Below are 18465 nucleotides of genomic sequence, written 5' to 3'. Positions count from 1 at the left end.
CAGGAGAAAACCCGCGGGTTCAGCAACGATGCATTAAGCATTTTTAATCCTGTTGCTGCGTCATCACCAGCAGTTCGCCTGACGCCCTTGCATCAGATAATGCCCGGTGATGCTGTTCCATATCAATGCCGAAGTGTTTTGTCAGCGCCGCCAGTGAATATGAGGCAAGTCCGGGAAAGGCTTTTCTGGACTCTCTGACAGTACACAACTTGGGCCGCCGGAAAGGCTGCTCAAGACGGGCAAATTCCTGCTTGATAAATCCATAGTCGAAATTAACGTTATGGGCGACAAACACACAGTCGCGGGTAAACGCTTCGATGGATTCAGCTACGTCGGCAAACACCGGTGCACCGGCGACCATGTCATTACTGATCCCGGTCAGCCGGGTAATAGACGAAGGAATGTGTCGCTGCGGATTGATTAGAGACTGCCACTCATCCACCACTACCCCGTTGATAATTTTCACAATGCCGACTTCGGTGATCCGGTGATACTGGCTGTTGCCGCCCGTGGTTTCGATATCAACGACAGCATAGGGCTGCTCCGGGTCACGGTACCAGCTTACCTGCGTTATTTGCACATCAAATCCGGCCTGCTGCAGCTTCTGAATACTGACAAGCTGGTTGCGGCGAAGCTGATCGCCGGGCGCCTTAATTTCTTCAAACCGCAGCGCCCCGTTTTCCACCACCATAATATCGGGAAAACCGTCACGCAGACTGGCAAAGTCCTGCGCCATCATTTTCAGCATGGCTGTCACCTGTGTAACCGGCGCATGCTTCAGCAACCCTTTGACCGGGCCCAGCAATTTTGTTCCCCACAGGAACAGGCTGTTCGATTCACCATAATGGGCAGCGGCCATGGCCGTTACGTGCTTCATCAGTGCGTCTGCAGTAGTAAAACTTGCCAGCAGTTCATCAATTTTTACCGCAAATGACTCGTAGAAAGCATTATTCTTCAGGCTTTGGGGACGCCGGTCGAAGGCAGTTACCGGCGCATCCTCTTCAAACAATAATGTCCAGAACGTGAGGGCAAACAGACTCCGCCACAAGCGATTCTCGGTTCGCCAGGCTTCAGCGCCGTGACGCTGATACCAGGCAATGACGCCCCGTTCAACAGACTGATTCTGACTCTCGTCAAGTTGCAGTGTACGGGATGCGTTGCGCAACATATCCGTCACTATACTGGTGCGCTTCTTATGATATTTACGCTGATAAAAATCTTCTGCGAAAGCCAGCAATGTATCAGAGGGCGGGGAGTCGATAATGCTTTCCAGGCTTTGCTTCACCTCGTCTTTCGACCCTTCTTTGTAAGCTTCCCGAATCCATTTTTCTTTTGCTGTGTCGCCGGGAGACTGCTCAAGAAAAGTCAGTGCAGCCTGCCGGTCGACAGAAAGCAGCTTTGACCCCAGTTTTGCGTGGTATTTTTCCGCCAGCACTGCTGAAATGGTGGAGAAGGTTTCCGGCACGGGGGCTTTTGCTGCTGCCAGACAGGCCTCATCATCAAGAAAATCCAGTTCGCCGGTGCGTGAAGCATAGTAAAAAGCAGCGCCGGCATCCTCCGGCAATTCGAAGCGTGCCTGATCAGACACAGCCTGGCCCCGCGTACGCATAATACCGAGATCACGCATGGAAAACTGATTCAGCCGCCCTTTGATGTTGCCGAAGAACAGAAACAGCAAATAACGCATAGTGGCATCGAAGCGGCAAAACAGTAAATGCTCCACCGACAATGACGCCGGCCAGCCATGACGTTTTATGCCATCGAATAAGCCTGCCATCAGTACACTTTTTTTAGCTGAAGCAGGCTGACCGCTGATCCCGAGATCATGCAGATATTGAAGAATATCAGCCTTGGTCAGCATACCGGCCAGTTCCTGCAGCGGCGCTTCTGTTACACACCCGAACCAGCCGGAGGCGGAAAGCGCATCTATTTGCTGCTGCGGATGCGGTATTTCTTCGTAGTAGAAATGCTCACGGTTGATGATGGCGTATTTGCGGTTTGCTGCACGGGCGATGATGCATTGCTGCGGTTCCGGCAGTGCATCGAAATCCTCAATAAAACGCCGCGCACTGTCGTCCAGCAATGCGCCACTGGCACCGTCGAAAAAGGACAAAAACTCTCGGAAGTGATCAAGATAATATTTTTCAGGCAACGTTTTACGCATCATCTGCACCGGATACTGTACACCTGACCAAGTGTATATTTATACAGCCACTTTAATCAACCCGCCGGATGCAGTTTCCTTACAATCCGGTTATCTGTTTTCTTCGTATATCAAAGGTTAGCAACATCATTTTAATCAGTTATCCGGAGTGGTTATGAGTCTGACGACCCCTAAGTTATTTCACTGCCCCTATTGCATGGAGCCGAATGAAGTAGAAATTGATGAGCAGAACGATATCAATGTTATGCAGGTACTGGATTGCCAGGTCTGCTGTCAGCCTATTGAAATGACAGTGTACAGTGACGGCGACAACTTAACTGTGCAGGTTGAGCAGGAGAATGCCTGATATGACTGACCCGTCCATGCGGCATTTTTCCTCTGCTGCTATTAATGAGCTGGAAAAACAGACCCGAACGAACCTGATCAACTGCTTGTCAGGCTACAAAGGGGCCAACCTTGTAGGCACCACTGACGGTAAACGGGATAACCTGGCCATTATCAGCTCTGTATTTCACGTGGGGGCGCATCCTCCTCTTCAGGGCATGTTGTTACGTCCGCACACTGTGCCACGGCAAACGCTGGAAAATATTCGTGAAACCGGTGTGTACACCATTAATGCAGTCAGCGCCGGCTGGACAGATAAAGCTCACCAGACTTCTGCCCGCTATGATGAACACACCAGTGAGTTTGATGCCACGGGCTTAACACCGCTGAAAGAAGACGGATTCGCCGCGCCTTTCGTCGCTCAAAGTCCTTTGCGTATGGCCATGGCGGCAGAAGAAATAACCACGCTGCAATGTAATAAGACAGTACTGGTCATTGGCAGGGTGCTTGATATTTACGTGATGGAGGGGGCCACCGGTGAGGACGGACAACTGGATTTGGAGAAAATGAATCTTGCCTGTATCAGCGGGCTGGATACTTACCACCGTGCGGAACCCATCGCCCGTTATGCCTATGCGAAACCGGACAAACCCGTCACGCTGGCAGGTAAAAACGCGTAAATGCACAGGTCCTGCGGTGAAGAAAAGTTAATCTACATCAAATATGTGACGGAACGATTTGGCAGTCCCGTAAATGTGTCGTATAACTATTGTCATGGTAAACCTGTCATCGCGGCAGGTTTTTTACGTTATAAGACCAAATAAAAACAAATCATTCTCGTTTAAGCTTTATGGGAGCAAATTATGAGTAATGTGAACCGTCGTGATTTCCTAAAACTGTCAGGCACCACACTGATCGGTTTGACGTTAGGTGGCACTGCACTTCGCGCACAGGCACAGGAGCAACTGCAGACCGACGACCCCACAGCACAGGCATTGAAATATACCCCGAAATCAACGGTGGAAGGGTCTCAGTGCGGTAATTGCATGTACATTCAGGGTGAGGACGGACAAGCTCACCGTCCCTGCGCCATTTTCCCGGGTAAACTGGTTAACACCAACGGCTGGTGCAGTGCCTGGGTAAAACGTCCGGGCTAAGTTTGAACCCGGACAGTTGGATCAGCGGGGTAATACCCGCTGAAGCCAGCCTCCCGGCACACACCAGCGCCATACAAATGCCAGCGCATCCTGCTGATAAGTAAACAGCAAAGACACCAGTACCGCTGCCACATGCAGCAATCCGCACCACACAACCAGTCCGATTTCAGTTTGCCAGCCGGCTATCGCCGGAAACGTCGCTACAGTCAGAAAACACACTGCCAGCGTCTGAAATATCAGCCTGCCCCCGGGCACATTTTCAATCTCATCACCGGTGACCGCACGGAAATGTTTCGGATTAGCCATAGAAAAGTGCAGGAAACCGGCAATGCACAGCAGTAAACACAGAAATGTCATCATGCTGTCTGCTCCCCGGTGCTGCCCGCTTCCGGTGCAGGCCGTCTCCGGCGGGCAAGGCTGTCTTTGCGGCCTGACGGCGCGCGTTTTGACTTAGGTTCTGCCTTAAGCTTACTCACCGCATACCAGGCCAGCGCGGCCAGGATAAGACAGGCTGCATCGAATATGATCCTTAACGTATCAGGCACCGGGACAGGTGATGTAGCGACATCCAGCAACGGAATAAAGGTGAAGAGCACTGCAGCCGCCAGCGTTTGCCAGAGCCAGCCTTTCCGGTCGCGTCTGAACAGTCCGGCTACCACACAAAGCCCCCACACAATGAAAAAGCTACGTATTTCCCAGTCACTGCGTGTCGCCAATTCTACAGGCAACAGGCGGTTCGCCCAGAAATAAGCACCGGTAGCCACCATCAGCCCGGCGATAGCGCCAATGTTCGTGCCTCTCACCAGTTCGAAGCCTCTGCGTCCCATTTGCTTTTTGGCGCGCTTCTCTACCCAAAGGATAGAACCGGTCCCCACCATTAACGTGCCCAGGATACCGGCAAAAAAGAGCAGCCAGCGGGTAACACTGTCGGCAAAACGGGCCTGATGCAGCATATCCATATAGTTATAAATTGCCTGGCTGGTATTCGGTGCAGAAGACGCCTCTTCTACTTTAAGAATTTCACCTTCAGAGTTAAAAACCAGCCCGCTGTTCCCGCCACGACCGGCGGATAACTCAACACGGTTGGGACCGGATACAGAAAATGTCGCTTTATCTGTGCCCGGATTTTTAATGGTGATGCGGTCAGCAGGTACGCCCCATTCAGCAGAAGCACTGGCCATAACCTGTGCCAGCAGGGCGCTATTGTCCACAACCGGCGCTGCCGGCTTATGTTGTATTGCCCGCGCTTGCGGTGCGCCCCGTTGCGGCCCGCCCTGTCCCTGCGGACCTCCGCCACCGGGAGGTCCACCATGACCACCACCACTGCCGTTCCACGGAAGCAAAGTGCCTCCTAACAGTAACAAGCCGGAGAATGTGATCATCAGATGAAATGGCAGCGCCAGCACGGATGCCAGAACGTGCCCGTCTATCCAGGAAAGCAGCTTCTTCTTTGGCCTGAACATGAAAAAATCTGCAAAGATTTTACGGTGCATGATCACGCCGCTGACAATACCAATGAGCATCATCATGCTGACAATGCCGACGAAGGTCTCACCTGCAGCACGCGGTACGCCGTATAGTTCAAAGTGGAAGCGGTACAGAAAATTGCCACCGGCGGTTTCTCTCGGTGTCAGCTCCTCACCGGTAGACGCATCCAGGACGGCACGTTGCGAACGCATTTGCTGGCGATTTTCCCCGCCATTGCGCCAGCTTGCACTGACCGTTTCTTCTCTGGGTCCCGGTAAAGAAATTTGCCATTCCTGAGCCCCCGTGGCCTTGCCCTGCAAATAGCGGTAAGCCACTTCAGCGCTGTTCTCAGCCGGCACAGACACATGTAATTCAGGCTGCATCCAGTGAGTAATTTCACTTCTGAAAAATGCCAGCGTACCGGTAAAAAATATCGCGAACAGGATCCAGCCCGCGGTGATGCTGCTCCATGTATGCAGCCAGGTCATCGACTGTCTGAGTGAACCTTTCATTGCCGTCTCCCCTTCATGACGCTACACCGGACCACACCAGTCCCCACGCCATGGCGTTAATTGCCAGCGCGGTGATGAAGGCTTTTACATGGTTATTGATGGCGAATATCCAGATGATATAAACCGTCCATGCAAGGAAAAACACCATACGGATAAAGGCAATTTCCTGGCGGCCGGACACCTCTGACCCGGCCGCCAGCAACAAACTGATTGCGGTAGCCGCCGCATAACCACCCGCCACCGCCAGAATGACTCTGACAGTTACCGTAAAGGCAGGTGCTGAATAGAAAGGGAGATGTTGTGTTGTCATTATGATGCGTTCTTCACAATATTTTCCAGAGACTGAATATTGCTCAGCAAATCACTGCGTCCCGGATTCGATTTGTACACCTGACGAAGCAACGTCAGTGCATCAGCGTAAGCGTTCTGATTAATGGCGACCTGTGCCCGTCCCAGCATGGCCCGTTCTTTATATTCGGGGAGTGCTTCGGCACGCAGGTAATACATTTTTGCACGTTCGTCTTTCTTCTCTTTACGCAGAAGTGCTGCCAGCGTCATCAGCGCATCACCGTTCGCCGGCGCGGCTTTAATAGCAGTCAGCAGGTAGTCCTGCGCTTTACTGTTCTGATCCTTCGCAATGGCGAGGTTCGCCTTCATAACGTTCAGCATTGCTGTGTTACTGCTATCAAGGCGTTTAGCGTTTTTATCCAATGTACTGACCAGAGCACCCAGGTTTTGCCAGTCCTGACTGGCCGCCAGCCAGTTGGCAATACTTAACATGGTCTCTGCGCCATCACTGTTGCCGGCCAGCAACGTACTGACGTTATCGTTAAGCAGCGCAACCGCACGATGCGGACTGCCGGACTTCACATGAAGTTTTGCCAGAGTCGTGAGATTTTCCGCACGCTTTTCCCCCAGAGACAGCGCCGTTTCCAGGCTGCTGATAGCAGTGAGATCATCCTGACTTTTCATCGCAATCTGACTGCGTTGCAGCCATAACCTTGCGCTGTCTGGCTTTTCACTGAGCATTTCTCCCACCAGTGAAGACGCCTGGGGAAGTGCGTCACTGGCAATCAGCGCAAACAGCAGCCCCTGCGCCCACTGGGCATTACCGGGTTCCAGCATCATGGCATTCTGGTAGGCTGCGGTAGCACTGCGGGGTTTTTCCAGTTGCAGGTTAAGGTATCCGAGCTGGCCATACACCTGACTGTCAGACACCCCGAGTGCCAGCGAAGCCACCACATGTTCACGGGCCTTTTCGTAAGACTCATCAAGCATATAAATCATGCTCAGGCCACGGTGTGAAGTTGACGATGAAGGATCTTCCTTTAACGCCAGTTCGAAGTGTTTTTTCGCTTCACTGTTTTTCTTTAAGCTTAAAAACACCTGGCCCATCATTTCATGCAGCATGGCACTGACTTTTTCGTGTTCCTGACGGTAGGTGTTCCAGGCTTGCTCTACGCCGTTGAAATCCTGCTTTTGCAGCAACGGCTGTACGTTATGAAAGAACTCACCTTCGTCACGGTTTACTCTGTTCCTGTGGGCATCGCTTTTACCGGCGCGGTAACTGAATTCCCAGACCGGCTCTTCCAGCGATACTTTAACCTCTGCCTGCGCGCCCGCTGTGAAAGCAAGTAGTAACGCACAGCACCCTAATCGTTTAAACGTGAATTTTTTCATTATGCTTCAATCTCCACAGGCCAGATAAATCTTGCTCTGACAGCGTGATCGGCTTTGTGCGGAGCAGTGAATTTACTGCCTTTCACAAAGCGCTGAATTTCCTTATTAAGTTCATGATGCGGGTTGTCGACGATATCAATCAGGGTGACGTCACCCTTCTCATCAATCATTACATCCAGCTTCACCACAACCCGTTCAATACCGCGATGTTTCAGTTTTTTCGGGAACCGGATTTTTACCGGAGTCAGCAAGGTAGGCTTGCCGTCCAGTTCACTGAGAGCGTAAGCCTCCCAGTCTATTTCCGGTGCAGCCCAGTCCGGTTGCGCCATTGCCACGTCCGGCCGCTCCGGTTTATCAATTTCAATTTCCGGATCCACCTGAATATCCGCCATCGATACAGGCGCACCAGCACCTTCCACCTGCATATTCACATCTGCCTGCTCAGTCACCTGCTGACTTTGCGGGGGCGGCGGCGGGGGCGGCTGTGCAATGGCAATATCAAGCTGTCTGACTTCAAGCTCAGGGCCGTCTTCACTGTTGAGGTAATAACCCAGAGTCAGTATTCCCAGCGACACCATCATGACACCGCCGCTGAGTAAAAATGCTGAAAGTTGCTTTTTCATTCTGCATCCTCACAATTTTGCTGTGGCAATGTTGACGTCAACAGCACCGGCCATTTTGGCGGCATCAATCACTTCCACCAGCAGATCTGTCGACACGGTTTTATCTACCTGCAGTACCACCGGACGCACTTCCTGCACCATCAGTTGCTCTACCGTTCCCCGTACCCCGGCAACACCGATGTTGGTGCTGTCGTACATCACCTCACCATTAGCAGTGATGGCAATAAGAATGGACATCTGGTCAAGCTTTTGTGCCGAGATGGCCTGGGGCTTATCTACTTCGACCCCGGTTTCTTTAACGAACACCGTGGAAACGATGAAGAAAATCAACAGGATAAACACCACATCCAGCAGTGGTGACATATCAATAGACTGAATGGGTTGTGCTTCCAGCCGGCGTTGTAATCGACTAGCCATGTTTCACCTCACCTTCCTGCGTATCGTGCAGATGTCCTTTCACATATGACAAACATAACCAGCCCGGGATAGCCATCACCAGCCCCAGCTGAGTTGTAAATAACGCATCGGCAATACCTGCAGACACGATTTGACTGTCAGCCCCGTCGGTCATCATGCCGGTAAAGCTGCCCTGTAATCCCATGATGGTGCCAAGCAGCCCCATCAGCGGCAACGCCCCTACCAGCACGGACGGCGTCATTAACGGGTCGCTGTCTTTACTGCGAACGTCCTTGTCGAACCGGTTCAGGTACAGCATCCAGATTTGCTGAAAGGCAAACCAACCGGTCAGTACCATGACCCAGCACAAGGGGTTGCCGGTGAATAATTCGATCATCAGCCTGCTCCGGATGGATGTCCGGCCCCTGACAATTCAGTGTCAGTATCCCGTGCCTGCGCATCCGGGTATTCCTGATGTGTGTTGCCCTCGTCGCCACTTAAAATTAGTGCAAAGTTCTCCAGTTCCGTGTAGTACTGACGCGCTTTGCGGCTAAGGAGAGCATTCAGGATCAGTGCAGGAATAGCGACGATCAAACCCAGCTCCGTCGTCACCAGTGCTTTGGCGATACCGCCGGAAATCACTTCAGGGTCGCTTGAGCCGAATGATGTCATCATGCGGAAAGTTTCGATCATTCCGCTTACAGTGCCCAGCAGTCCCAGCAGCGGAGCCACAGCGGCAGTAACAGCCACAGCATTGATCCACTTATCCAGGGTCTGACGGTCTTGTTGCAGTTGTACGAACAGCTGATCGTCACGGTCACGGAACGTTACCGCCTGCTCAGCAATTTTAAGTAAATCTTCCTGCATGCCTTTAAATTGGGCACGGGCCGCGCCACCTGACTGCAGAATCTTATCCAGCATCGCCTGGGACCGCACCGGAATCACTTTAGGCAGACGAAGCAGTTGCACCACTTTAAGCAGACCGATAACCGTAGCAATCAACGCGAACAGTAAAATAGGGACTACCCAAATACCGCCTTTCACCACGTGCTCAATCACACCTTCGTTTGCAGACTCACGGGTAAGTGCACGGCCAAGGGTCGGGTCCAGAACAACTGTACCCGCCTGTTCCTGCATAGTTGCCGCCAGTCCTGAGGGCAACATCCCTTTGGTTTGCAGTCTGCCGGATACAGTTTCAGCCAGTCCTACCGCATCATTGTGTTTAAACCAGGTAACCGGTCCTACCGACAGTGACGGTACACTGGCCAGTTCACCGTTTTCCAGCACCAGCGTACGGGGCTGCCAGCCGGGAAGAGAGGCTGTTTTCACTGCAGCGTCAGACACAGCCGCCATTTTCGCGGCGGTATCCATGGCGTTGACTTCATTAAACGGTAAGCCCTGCTGTTGCAGGAAACGGTTGAGCAGGTTCTGTTGGTAGGTTTGCTGCTCTTTCCATTCAGATAAGCGTTCTTCCAGCTTGCTCAGACTCAGTGTTTTTTCATCTGCGAGACGGCGGGCGACCGCAGTCTTGTCCCGTAAAGACATCACGTCTTTTTCTAACTGACTGAGGGTGGAGGACAACGAAACCCGCTCTTTTACGATGCGTGATTCCGCGCTGTTCAGACTGCGCTTCGCGCTTTCAATTTTGTTCAGCATGTCCTGTTGCTGTGCACCGGCACCAGCAGAGGCCCACGCCAGCATAATAAGTAGTAAAGTTCTTTTCATCTTAACGACCTCCGCCACTTACCGGATTTTGCGCAGTAAAAGGCAAAGGCAGTGCAATAAATTCAGGTTGCTGACGGCGCTCGAAAACCGCCAGTGCGCGGCTGATGGCTTCACCATCAACACTGTCATCGAAGTGCCATGTCCATTGTCCGTTCTCCGGGTAGCCGGAACCGGCCACACTACCGTCGTTGTTTGCAAACCAGGCCAGCTGTGACCCCAGATATAACTGTTTCACCACCACTTCTTTACCGTCAGGCGCCGTGAGCACGTCTTCGTTTACTGTGAGCTTGCTGTCGAATTGTTCCAGCCGGGATAATTTAGCCAGTGCGACCTGCAAAATTTGCGAAGGGTTGTCGCCACCGTCACCGGCCAGCGCAGCATCTTCCTTGTCCCAGTTAAACTTCAGAGGCGGTGGCAGACTTTCATATAAACTATTGATGCGGGTAACCAGAGAAGATAATGCACCTGTTACATCAGCCTGCTGACTTTCAAGGGTGTTTTGTTCGGCCAGCAGAGCATTCCGGCGGGCATCCACGTCATCCTGTGAATCATTACTGGTCGCAAGAATCTTCTGCAACTGCGATTTTTCAGCTTTCAGCAGGTCGATCCGCTGACGGACCACCGGTTCCTGTTCCTGCCAGTCCATGACCAGCTTGCGCTCCTGCGCCTCAATGTGCAGCCACTGGCGGGTCAGTCCGTCCATATCATCTGTCACGGCAGCCATGGCGTTACCGGTCAATAGTGATGCAGTAAGCAAAATACCGGCACTGCATGTAGCCGGTATTCTCAGATGCCCCATTTGCATTGTCTTCATTCCCGTTCCCTTCATTACTAAAAACCGGTAACACAAACACTGTGTTACCGGCTGGTATCATCAAAAGTGGTAAGTTGCCGACAGCAGCCAGTTACGGCCCGGCTCGTTATAGGTATTCGCCCCTGCGTTAGTTTGCGTACCTTCACGTAAAATCGTTTTATCAAACAGGTTCTTCACTGAGATGGTAAAATCGATGTTTTTGTAGGTATACACACTGTTCAGGTTAACGATGGTGTAAGGGTCACGCGGTTCAGGATTTTCAATATCTGCACCACTGGTCGTGCTGGTTGTCGGGCTTTCTGTTTCGCCGTAATGCTGGGCGCTGGCAACCAGTTCCCAGTTTTCTGTGACAGTCCATGCTACCTGCGTATTAATCGTGTAATCAGGCACGATAGACAGCGGCTGACCGGTTTCTTTGTCTTCCGATTCAATCATCACTGTGGCATTCACAGACCATTCGATGTCGTCAGTAAACGGCACAAGCAGGTTACCTTCCAGACCTTCAATAACGGCTTCCGGCGTGTTGTACCACTGGAAAACCTGAACAGTACCGCCACGGCTACCTTCCAGCACATAAATCGGTGCGGTATTTCCGGTCACGATTTTGTTTTTATAATCGTTGTGGAAATACGTTAACCCGGCATTGATGCCATCATCATTACCAGCGTAGTTAATACCGATTTCTTTGTTTACCGACGTTTCATGTTCCAGATCCGGGTTACCCAGAATTGAACAGCCGCTTCCCTGGCTGGGGTAATCCACCGGACAACCGTTACCCCGGGTGGTATAAACATAATTCGGGTTAGTCTGATACAGGTTTGGTGCTTTGAACGCACGGCTGATACCAGCCTGGAAAGAAATTTCAGACGTTGACTGCCAGCTCATGTTCAGGCTGGGAGACGCGTTGTTGCCCGCTACGCTGTGGTGATCTAAACGTACGCCCGGCGTCAGCATAATGTCATCGGTCAGAACGATGTTGTCCTCGACGTACAGGCCGAACAATTCTGAGCTCATGTGAGGGTCGCGGTCGGCTGCGTCAATGTCAGTACCATCAATAACAACGCCGTCAGCTACATTAATACCGGCCTGATTAGACGACGCATCATCCTGACGTTCACCACGGAATTCGGCACCCACTGTCATAGTCTGGGCTTTTCCGAACAGATCCAGCGGAATGTTCCACTCAGATTTTGCAGTCAGATTGCGCAGCATGATTGTCACGGTTTCACCGGTCTCGGTGTTGAAGCGACCTTCCGTACCACCGGCCAGCCCCTCGCTCAAACGGGTGTTATCTGTTTCTTCAAACTGGATGTAAGAGAAAGAGTCGCCAAAATCGAACGTTCCACGATGGGTACCGGAAAGTGTTTTACGTCTTACAACATTGGTTTCCTGGCCAATGTATAACTGACTTTGCGCGTTATCTACGCCCTGGAATGCGTTGTCGCCGGCGTATTCATTACCCTGACGGCTGTAAGCCGCTTCTACTTCCCAGGTACTGGTTTCGTCCTGGTCAAAGCGAACCAGCGTACGGAAGTCAATATTCTCAACACCTTCAGAGCCGGCAGCAACGTTACTGTCTTCAACGGTGGCATCGCGGTTGATGTCAGGAGAATCACCTTCCTGTTTGTTGTAGTTCAGCACGGTACGGTGAGAGAAGCGCTCAGATAACGGCCCGCTGACCACAACATCTGCGCGTTTATTGCCACCTTCCAGCGAATTTTCAGGAATTTCGGTTTGTACTGTAATGCTGCCTGCTGCTACATCCGGTTTTTTAGTAATGATGTTAATGACACCACCGGAAGCACCTGAGCCGTAACGGGCCGCCGCAGGACCACGGATAACTTCGATGCTTTCAATGGCTTCAGGTGGTACCCAGTTACTGTCACCACGGGTATTACGTTCGCCCGAGCGACCCATTTTGACAGCGTTGCGGGAAAGCACAGGCTTACCGTCGATAAGAATCAGGGTATTTTCCGGGCCCATGCCGCGGATATCAATTTGACGGTTATTACCATACTGTCCAGTGCTGGAGTTACCGGTCAGGTTGATACCCGGCATAGTTTTAACCAGCTCGGAGATGTCATTGGTAACCGGACGACGTTTGAAATCTTCTGCTGTAATAACCGACACACCCTGGGCTTGTTTAAGCTCTTCTGAAGCGGCTTGAACAACAGTGGTGTCGAGGGTTTCTAATTCTTCATTTTCTTGCGCGAAAACAGCGGCTGATAAGCCGGGAAATAATGACGTGAGCAGTACTATCTTACCTAATTTAGGCATTACTTTTTCCTTGAAACTCAGAGTGTTTTTATGTGGATGAAAAATAACTTACGAGAACACGGGAATACCGGCGGGTGAAAACGCTCTTCTAATCTTTTAACTATACTTCCATTCAAAGCGTATTAAAACATATATACCAATGAGAATCATTATCATTGGTCATTAAAATAAGTAAAGATAATTTTTAAACAATTTTAATAGTCGGAGGGGTGTTCGAGATGTGTCAGGAAGGGGTATTGGACATAGCTGTCGAGCAAATTGATCAGCGAGAACTCGTTGGCGAGGGCCTGGTAGTCACCGCTTTCACGGAATTTCGTTAACTCAAGATTGAATTTGTCCCGGAGCTGTTTATTCGGAATGACGGCATGATAAGGGCTGACGTCAAAGAGTTCGTGCACGGTCACTTCCACATCCTGCCCTTTAGGATGTTTACTGCGTATTGCTTCAAAAATATTCCGGTCCAGTACAATAGCATCCACACTACCAAGCAGCAGCATGCTGACCTGACGGTGCTGATCAGCCATTTCAAGATAGCCCTTGTGCTTTGCTACTGCTTGTGAAAATTGGGGACCGAGAGCTTCTGACGCAGTCTGAAATGCCACAACGGTGTGGTTTTTCAGATCTTCCACCCGCTCGATAGACAAATTACGGTTCTTCAGTGTCACCACAACATTCTGGTATACAACATACACGTCACTGAACCAGGCTTCGGGAATGTCGTTTCGACGGCTCACTGAAAGGGCCACATCCACATCACGCTCTCTGACAAGTCTTACTGAGCGGCCCATAGGTACATACATCATGTTAGGTTCGTAACCGGCATTTTGAAGGACAGATTTAACCAGCTCGATCTCAAATCCAGTATCACCCTGAGCGATCACATAGGGTGGCTTGTCCCAGCCGGAAACCACATCCACACTGCGCACCACGGCGCCGTATGCCGGAGCAGCCAGAAAAGCTATCATTACCAGTTTGGCCAGCAGTCTCATTGGTTTTCCTGTCTCAATACCTCTTATAAAAGTAGCACCTGCCAGTGAGAAACGAAATCAGACATAAGGATACTTCTTCCGGGGGGATTCAAAATTCGGGTTAAATGGCGCTGTGGGGTGCGTTTTGCAGGCAGTAGCTGATAAAATATCTGCTGATTAACGTTTTCCCTTGAAAGAGTACCCATGTCCTGGATCCAGTTACGAATCGATTCTGACTCTGAACACGCAGAGCAAATTGGCAATATGTTAAGTGCCAATGGCGCGCAGGCTGTTACATTTGTTGATGCCAAAGACACGCCTATGTACGAACCCAAGCCCGGTGAGACCATGCTGTGGCCGGATACGCAGGTAGTCGGGTTATTCAGTGCAGCCGACGACATGAAAGCGGTGATTCAAAGACTTGAACAATCGAAGGTGCTGGGAAAAGGCTTTAAACATAAACTTGATCAGTTAGAAGATAAAGACTGGGAACGGGAGTGGATGGATAACTTTCATCCCATGCAGTTCGGTAAGCGTTTGTGGATTTGTCCCAGCTGGCGTGATGTGCCGGACCCTGATGCGGTAAACGTTATGCTCGATCCGGGTCTGGCTTTCGGTACCGGTACGCACCCTACCACAGCACTCTGTCTGCGCTGGCTCGACAGCCTGGACCTGGAAGGCAAAACCGTGGTCGATTTCGGTTGCGGTTCAGGTATTCTCGCGCTGGCGGCACTGAAACTGGGAGCAAAAGAAGTGATCGGTATTGATATCGACCCTCAGGCCCTGCAGGCATCCATGGAAAATGCCCGCCGCAACGGTGTGGAAGACCGCTTAAGTGTGTATCTGCCTGAAGATCAGCCCGAACTGGAAGCCGATGTGGTCATGGCCAATATTCTCAGCGGGCCACTCATAGAACTGCAATCCGTTATCACTGCCTACTGCAAAACCAGTGGAAAGCTCGTTTTATCAGGCATTCTGGAAGAGCAGGTGGAAAAAATTGAAGCAGCTTACCAGACCAGTTTTTCCCTGGAACCCAGTGCTGTAGAAGGCGATTGGGCAAGAGTCAGCGGCATAAGAACCCACTGAATCTATTCATAAAACTGTCAGAAATCTGTCAAATACAGGGGCTGTGGCCTTTTTCGGCGAAAGGCTGACGGGTTATTTCACACGCAAAACTCGCCAGCACTGTCAATAGCCCGGCTTGAAATTTTGTGTGATTTTTAGCCTTTTCAAGGCTTGCGAAAACACGTAAACTTAGCGCCCCGTTTTGGCCTGGTGTATAAATTCTGCGCAACAGTTGGCTGTAAAGTATGCGAATCGGACCTCACACACTCCAGAACAATTTGATGCTCGCGCCTATGGCTGGCGTGACAGACAGGCCCTTCCGGCAGATGTGCAGGAGAATGGGGGCAGGGTTAGTTGTATCTGAAATGTTGTCCAGCAACCCCAAGGTCTGGAAAACCGCAAAATCCATGCATCGTATGGATCATACCGGTGAAGACGGGATCCGCTCGGTACAGATTGCCGGCGCAGATCCTGACCTGATGGCGCAGGCGGCACAATTTAACGTTGAGAACGGTGCGCAAATCATCGATATCAACATGGGTTGTCCGGCCAAAAAGGTGAATAAGAAATTAGCTGGTTCAGCGCTCTTGCAGTACCCGGAGCTTGTAGAAAGCATTGTCCGGGCAGTGGTAGACGCTGTTGACGTACCAGTCACTCTGAAAATCCGTACAGGGTGGGACACAGATAACCGCAACGGGGCAGACATTGCCCGGATTGCGGAGCAGAACGGCATACAATCGCTGGCAGTTCACGGCAGAACGCGGGCTTGTATGTACCGGGGAAATGCAGAATACGACACCATTCGTGCCATTAAACAGGCGGTGTCTATTCCTGTAATCGCAAATGGCGATATTACTTCTCCGGAAAAAGCACGTTTCGTACTTGAGTATACCGGTGCTGACGGCGTAATGATTGGGCGCGGTGCGCAAGGTAATCCGTGGATTTTTAAACAAATCCAACATTACCTGCATACAGGTGAAAACTTGCCGCCTCCTTCGTTGTCAGAACAGCAAGCGGTATTGCATGAGCACGTTGTAAATGTACACGACTTCTACGGCGGCATTATGGGTGTGAGAATAGCCCGGAAGCACGTAGGGTGGTATCTCGCGGAGCACGACACGGAAAATCAGTTTCGCCGGACATTCAATGGTCTTGAGGAAGCTTACGCTCAACTCAACGCCCTTGATGCGTATTTTCAATCGCTGCAAACGAGAGATAAGCGACAGATCTCTCCTGCGGCATAGTAATGACTAACTAATAGAGCAAGAAAGTATTATGTTCGATCAAAATGTGACTTCACCTTTTACTACAACAGTAACGACTCCTTCACAAACTCAGGCACAGAAGCCTTTGCGTGACTCAGTAAAGCAAGCGGTAAACAAATACCTGAAGCAACTGGACAACGCTAACATCGATAATCTGTACGAACTTGTTCTGGCTGAAGTTGAAGCGCCGTTACTGGAAGAAGTAATGACTTACACCCGCGGCAACCAGACACGCGCCGCCATCATGATGGGCATCAACCGTGGCACACTGCGCAAAAAGCTGAAGCAGTACGGCATGAACTAAGATTAAAGGGCTTAGCCCGACTTTAAGAGCACCAAACGGTGCTCTTTTTTGTTCCACTCGTTAACTTACGCAAAGAGCTCAACACCACTATGCAAACACCTAAACCTATCAAGCGCGCCCTGTTAAGTGTTTCTGACAAAACCGGCATCGTTGAATTTGCCACGTCATTACACAACAAAGGCGTTGAACTGCTATCTACCGGCGGTACGGCAAAATTACTGGCGGAAGCCGGTTTGCCGGTTAAAGAGGTTTCAGAACACACTGGTCACCCTGAAATCATGGACGGTCGTGTGAAAACTCTGCACCCGAAAATCCACGGCGGCATTCTGGGTCGTCGCGGTCAGGACGAAGGTGTAATGGCTGAGAACAATATCGCGCCAATCGATCTGGTTGTAGTGAACCTTTACCCGTTCGCTGCCACTGTCGCAAAAGACGATTGCACGCTGGAAGACGCGATTGAGAACATCGATATCGGTGGCCCTACGATGGTTCGCGCTGCAGCGAAAAACCACAAAGATGTGACGATTGTGGTTAAAGCAGCGGATTACAGCCGCGTGCTTGCTGAAATGGAAGAAAATGCAGGTTCACTGATGTACCAGACACGTTTCGACCTGGCCATCAAAGCCTTCGAACATACCGCAGAATATGACGGCATGATTGCCAACTATTTCGGTACGCGCATTGATACTGTTGCGTGTGAAACAGGTTGCTGTGAAGCTGAAGAATTCCCCCGTACGTTCAACGTACAGATGAGCAAAAAGCAGGATCTGCGTTACGGCGAGAACAGCCACCAGTCTGCGGCTTTCTATGTTGAGAACAACATTCAGGAAGCGTCTGTCGCTACTGCTGAGCAACTTCAGGGTAAAGAACTGTCTTTCAATAACATTGCAGATACCGACGCAGCGCTGGAATGCGTGAAAGAATTCGACGTACCGGCTTGTGTCATTGTTAAGCACGCAAACCCTTGTGGTGTGGCGCTGGGTGACAACATCCTTGAAGCCTATGACCGCGCTTTCAAAACTGACCCGACGTCTGCTTTCGGCGGTATCATCGCGTTTAACCGTGAACTGGATGCCGACACAGCGAAAGCCATTGTTGACCGTCAATTCGTTGAAGTCATCATTGCCCCTACTGTCAGCGAAGAAGCGAAAGCCATCGTTGCTGAAAAGAAAAACGTACGTCTGCTGGCGTGTGGTGACTGGCAGGGTCAGCTTACCGACGGTTTCGACTTCAAACGTGTTAACGGCGGCCTGTTAATTCAGGAACGTGATTTTGGCATGGTGGATATGGAAGATCTGAAAGTCGTATCTAAAGTACAACCTTCAGAAGAGCAATTACGCGACCTGATGTTCTGCTGGAAAGTAGCAAAATACGTGAAATCTAACGCTATCGTTTATGCTAAAGACAGCATGACCATCGGTGTGGGTGCAGGCCAGATGAGCCGTGTGTATTCTGCGAAAATCGCCGGTATTAAAGCGGCCGATGAGAACCTGGAGGTAGCGGGTTCAGTAATGGCGTCTGATGCGTTCTTCCCCTTCCGCGACGGTATTGATGCAGCCGCGGCTGCCGGTATCAAAGCGGTAATCCAGCCGGGCGGTTCAATGCGTGACGATGAAGTTATCGCAGCAGCTGATGAACATGGCATTGCTATGGTATTCACCGGCATGCGTCACTTCCGCCATTAATTGAAAAAGTTGTTTACGGTAAAGGTTGTGGCTTTCGCC

At 51.0% G+C, this 18465-nt stretch carries 19 protein-coding genes; 7 read left to right on the top strand and 12 right to left on the bottom strand.

Annotation, left to right across the window (positions count from 1 at the left end; all coding sequences use genetic code 11):
- Window positions 1-43: 43 nt before the first annotated feature.
- Complete coding sequence (locus ACXAH4_RS01105) at window positions 44-2167, bottom strand: exonuclease domain-containing protein (RefSeq protein ID WP_474880345.1); 2124 nt, start codon at window positions 2165-2167, stop codon at window positions 44-46.
- Between the two features lie 151 nt (window positions 2168-2318).
- Between ACXAH4_RS01105 and ACXAH4_RS01100 the strand changes: the two genes are divergently transcribed.
- The 3 genes from ACXAH4_RS01100 (at window position 2319) to ACXAH4_RS01090 (ending at window position 3645) form a co-directional block, all read left to right on the top strand.
- Entirely contained in the window at window positions 2319-2510 is a 192-nt protein-coding gene (locus ACXAH4_RS01100) for a zinc ribbon domain-containing protein (protein ID WP_119503069.1), read from the top strand.
- 1 nt (window position 2511) lies between these two features.
- The gene (locus ACXAH4_RS01095; protein WP_474842065.1) at window positions 2512-3168 is read left to right on the top strand and encodes a flavin reductase family protein; all 657 of its coding nucleotides are present in this window, start codon (window positions 2512-2514) and stop codon (window positions 3166-3168) included.
- 183 nt (window positions 3169-3351) lie between these two features.
- Window positions 3352-3645: a high-potential iron-sulfur protein gene (locus ACXAH4_RS01090; protein ID WP_119503070.1), complete on the top strand. Its 294-nt coding sequence runs from the start codon at window positions 3352-3354 to the stop codon at window positions 3643-3645.
- 21 nt (window positions 3646-3666) lie between these two features.
- Here the strand turns inward: ACXAH4_RS01090 and ACXAH4_RS01085 are convergent, their stop codons facing one another.
- From ACXAH4_RS01085 to ACXAH4_RS01035, 11 genes are all read right to left on the bottom strand, one after another.
- A complete protein-coding gene (locus tag ACXAH4_RS01085; RefSeq protein ID WP_303572383.1) occupies window positions 3667-4005 on the bottom strand; it encodes a DUF3325 domain-containing protein in 339 nt (112 codons plus the stop codon).
- Window positions 4002-5624 carry a PepSY-associated TM helix domain-containing protein gene (locus ACXAH4_RS01080; RefSeq protein ID WP_474842068.1) on the bottom strand — a complete coding sequence of 541 codons (1623 nt, stop codon included), beginning with the start codon at window positions 5622-5624 and terminating at the stop codon, window positions 4002-4004. The genes ACXAH4_RS01085 and ACXAH4_RS01080 overlap by 4 nt, the downstream gene beginning before the upstream one ends.
- A gap of 13 nt (window positions 5625-5637) precedes the next feature.
- Window positions 5638-5934 carry a hypothetical protein gene (locus ACXAH4_RS01075; RefSeq protein WP_474842070.1) on the bottom strand — a complete coding sequence of 99 codons (297 nt, stop codon included), beginning with the start codon at window positions 5932-5934 and terminating at the stop codon, window positions 5638-5640.
- Window positions 5934-7304, bottom strand: a complete 1371-nt coding sequence (locus ACXAH4_RS01070; protein WP_474880343.1) for a tetratricopeptide repeat protein — start codon at window positions 7302-7304, stop codon at window positions 5934-5936. Before ACXAH4_RS01070 ends, ACXAH4_RS01075 begins: the two co-directional genes overlap by 1 nt.
- A complete protein-coding gene (locus tag ACXAH4_RS01065; protein ID WP_474842074.1) occupies window positions 7304-7927 on the bottom strand; it encodes an energy transducer TonB in 624 nt (207 codons plus the stop codon). Before ACXAH4_RS01065 ends, ACXAH4_RS01070 begins: the two co-directional genes overlap by 1 nt.
- A 9-nt stretch (window positions 7928-7936) precedes the next feature.
- Complete coding sequence (locus ACXAH4_RS01060; RefSeq protein ID WP_119503075.1) at window positions 7937-8344, bottom strand: ExbD/TolR family protein; 408 nt, start codon at window positions 8342-8344, stop codon at window positions 7937-7939.
- Window positions 8337-8720: a MotA/TolQ/ExbB proton channel family protein gene (locus tag ACXAH4_RS01055; protein WP_119503076.1), complete on the bottom strand. Its 384-nt coding sequence runs from the start codon at window positions 8718-8720 to the stop codon at window positions 8337-8339. Before ACXAH4_RS01055 ends, ACXAH4_RS01060 begins: the two co-directional genes overlap by 8 nt.
- Window positions 8720-10048 (bottom strand): MotA/TolQ/ExbB proton channel family protein, encoded by a 1329-nt coding sequence (locus ACXAH4_RS01050; RefSeq protein ID WP_474880341.1) that lies wholly within the window; start codon window positions 10046-10048, stop codon window positions 8720-8722. The genes ACXAH4_RS01055 and ACXAH4_RS01050 overlap by 1 nt, the downstream gene beginning before the upstream one ends.
- 1 nt (window position 10049) lies before the next feature.
- Window positions 10050-10862, bottom strand: coding sequence for a DUF3450 family protein (locus ACXAH4_RS01045; RefSeq protein WP_474842080.1), 813 nt, complete (start codon window positions 10860-10862; stop codon window positions 10050-10052).
- Window positions 10863-10922: 60 nt separating this feature from the next.
- A complete protein-coding gene (locus ACXAH4_RS01040) occupies window positions 10923-13139 on the bottom strand; it encodes a FepA family TonB-dependent siderophore receptor (protein WP_474842082.1) in 2217 nt (738 codons plus the stop codon).
- A 194-nt stretch (window positions 13140-13333) separates the two neighbouring features.
- A complete protein-coding gene (locus ACXAH4_RS01035) occupies window positions 13334-14128 on the bottom strand; it encodes a substrate-binding periplasmic protein (protein WP_474842084.1) in 795 nt (264 codons plus the stop codon).
- A gap of 183 nt (window positions 14129-14311) precedes the next feature.
- On the opposite strand from ACXAH4_RS01035, the gene prmA reads away from it, so the two are divergent.
- From prmA to purH, 4 genes are all read left to right on the top strand, one after another.
- Entirely contained in the window at window positions 14312-15193 is an 882-nt protein-coding gene (prmA, locus tag ACXAH4_RS01030; RefSeq protein WP_474842086.1) for a 50S ribosomal protein L11 methyltransferase, read from the top strand.
- Window positions 15194-15417: 224 nt separating this feature from the next.
- Window positions 15418-16416, top strand: a complete 999-nt coding sequence (dusB, locus tag ACXAH4_RS01025; protein ID WP_474842087.1) for a tRNA dihydrouridine synthase DusB — start codon at window positions 15418-15420, stop codon at window positions 16414-16416.
- Between the two features lie 31 nt (window positions 16417-16447).
- On the top strand, window positions 16448-16741 hold the full coding sequence (gene fis / locus ACXAH4_RS01020; RefSeq protein WP_018982332.1) for a DNA-binding transcriptional regulator Fis: 294 nt from the start codon (window positions 16448-16450) through the stop codon (window positions 16739-16741).
- Between the two features lie 89 nt (window positions 16742-16830).
- Window positions 16831-18426: a bifunctional phosphoribosylaminoimidazolecarboxamide formyltransferase/IMP cyclohydrolase gene (gene purH, locus ACXAH4_RS01015; protein ID WP_474842089.1), complete on the top strand. Its 1596-nt coding sequence runs from the start codon at window positions 16831-16833 to the stop codon at window positions 18424-18426.
- The last annotated feature ends 39 nt before the right edge of the window (window positions 18427-18465 follow it).

Source organism: Alteromonas sp. ABV2_168 (assembly GCF_056161165.1).
Note: the sequence above shows the minus strand (reverse complement) of the source record. Positions and strands in the feature narration are given on the sequence as shown.

Bases quoted from the DNA above. Each gene is read 5' to 3' on its own strand.
- ACXAH4_RS01105 (WP_474880345.1), bottom strand. From the start codon at position 2,167: ATGATGCGTAAAACGTTGCCTGAAAAATATTATCTTGATCACTTCCGA.
- ACXAH4_RS01100 (WP_119503069.1), top strand. From the start codon at position 2,319: ATGAGTCTGACGACCCCTAAGTTATTTCACTGCCCCTATTGCATGGAG.
- ACXAH4_RS01095 (WP_474842065.1), top strand. From the start codon at position 2,512: ATGACTGACCCGTCCATGCGGCATTTTTCCTCTGCTGCTATTAATGAG.
- ACXAH4_RS01090 (WP_119503070.1), top strand. From the start codon at position 3,352: ATGAGTAATGTGAACCGTCGTGATTTCCTAAAACTGTCAGGCACCACA.
- ACXAH4_RS01085 (WP_303572383.1), bottom strand. From the start codon at position 4,005: ATGATGACATTTCTGTGTTTACTGCTGTGCATTGCCGGTTTCCTGCAC.
- ACXAH4_RS01080 (WP_474842068.1), bottom strand. From the start codon at position 5,624: ATGAAAGGTTCACTCAGACAGTCGATGACCTGGCTGCATACATGGAGC.
- ACXAH4_RS01075 (WP_474842070.1), bottom strand. From the start codon at position 5,934: ATGACAACACAACATCTCCCTTTCTATTCAGCACCTGCCTTTACGGTA.
- ACXAH4_RS01070 (WP_474880343.1), bottom strand. From the start codon at position 7,304: ATGAAAAAATTCACGTTTAAACGATTAGGGTGCTGTGCGTTACTACTT.
- ACXAH4_RS01065 (WP_474842074.1), bottom strand. From the start codon at position 7,927: ATGAAAAAGCAACTTTCAGCATTTTTACTCAGCGGCGGTGTCATGATG.
- ACXAH4_RS01060 (WP_119503075.1), bottom strand. From the start codon at position 8,344: ATGGCTAGTCGATTACAACGCCGGCTGGAAGCACAACCCATTCAGTCT.
- ACXAH4_RS01055 (WP_119503076.1), bottom strand. From the start codon at position 8,720: ATGATCGAATTATTCACCGGCAACCCCTTGTGCTGGGTCATGGTACTG.
- ACXAH4_RS01050 (WP_474880341.1), bottom strand. From the start codon at position 10,048: ATGAAAAGAACTTTACTACTTATTATGCTGGCGTGGGCCTCTGCTGGT.
- ACXAH4_RS01045 (WP_474842080.1), bottom strand. From the start codon at position 10,862: ATGAAGACAATGCAAATGGGGCATCTGAGAATACCGGCTACATGCAGT.
- ACXAH4_RS01040 (WP_474842082.1), bottom strand. From the start codon at position 13,139: ATGCCTAAATTAGGTAAGATAGTACTGCTCACGTCATTATTTCCCGGC.
- ACXAH4_RS01035 (WP_474842084.1), bottom strand. From the start codon at position 14,128: ATGAGACTGCTGGCCAAACTGGTAATGATAGCTTTTCTGGCTGCTCCG.
- prmA (WP_474842086.1), top strand. From the start codon at position 14,312: ATGTCCTGGATCCAGTTACGAATCGATTCTGACTCTGAACACGCAGAG.
- dusB (WP_474842087.1), top strand. From the start codon at position 15,418: ATGCGAATCGGACCTCACACACTCCAGAACAATTTGATGCTCGCGCCT.
- fis (WP_018982332.1), top strand. From the start codon at position 16,448: ATGTTCGATCAAAATGTGACTTCACCTTTTACTACAACAGTAACGACT.
- purH (WP_474842089.1), top strand. From the start codon at position 16,831: ATGCAAACACCTAAACCTATCAAGCGCGCCCTGTTAAGTGTTTCTGAC.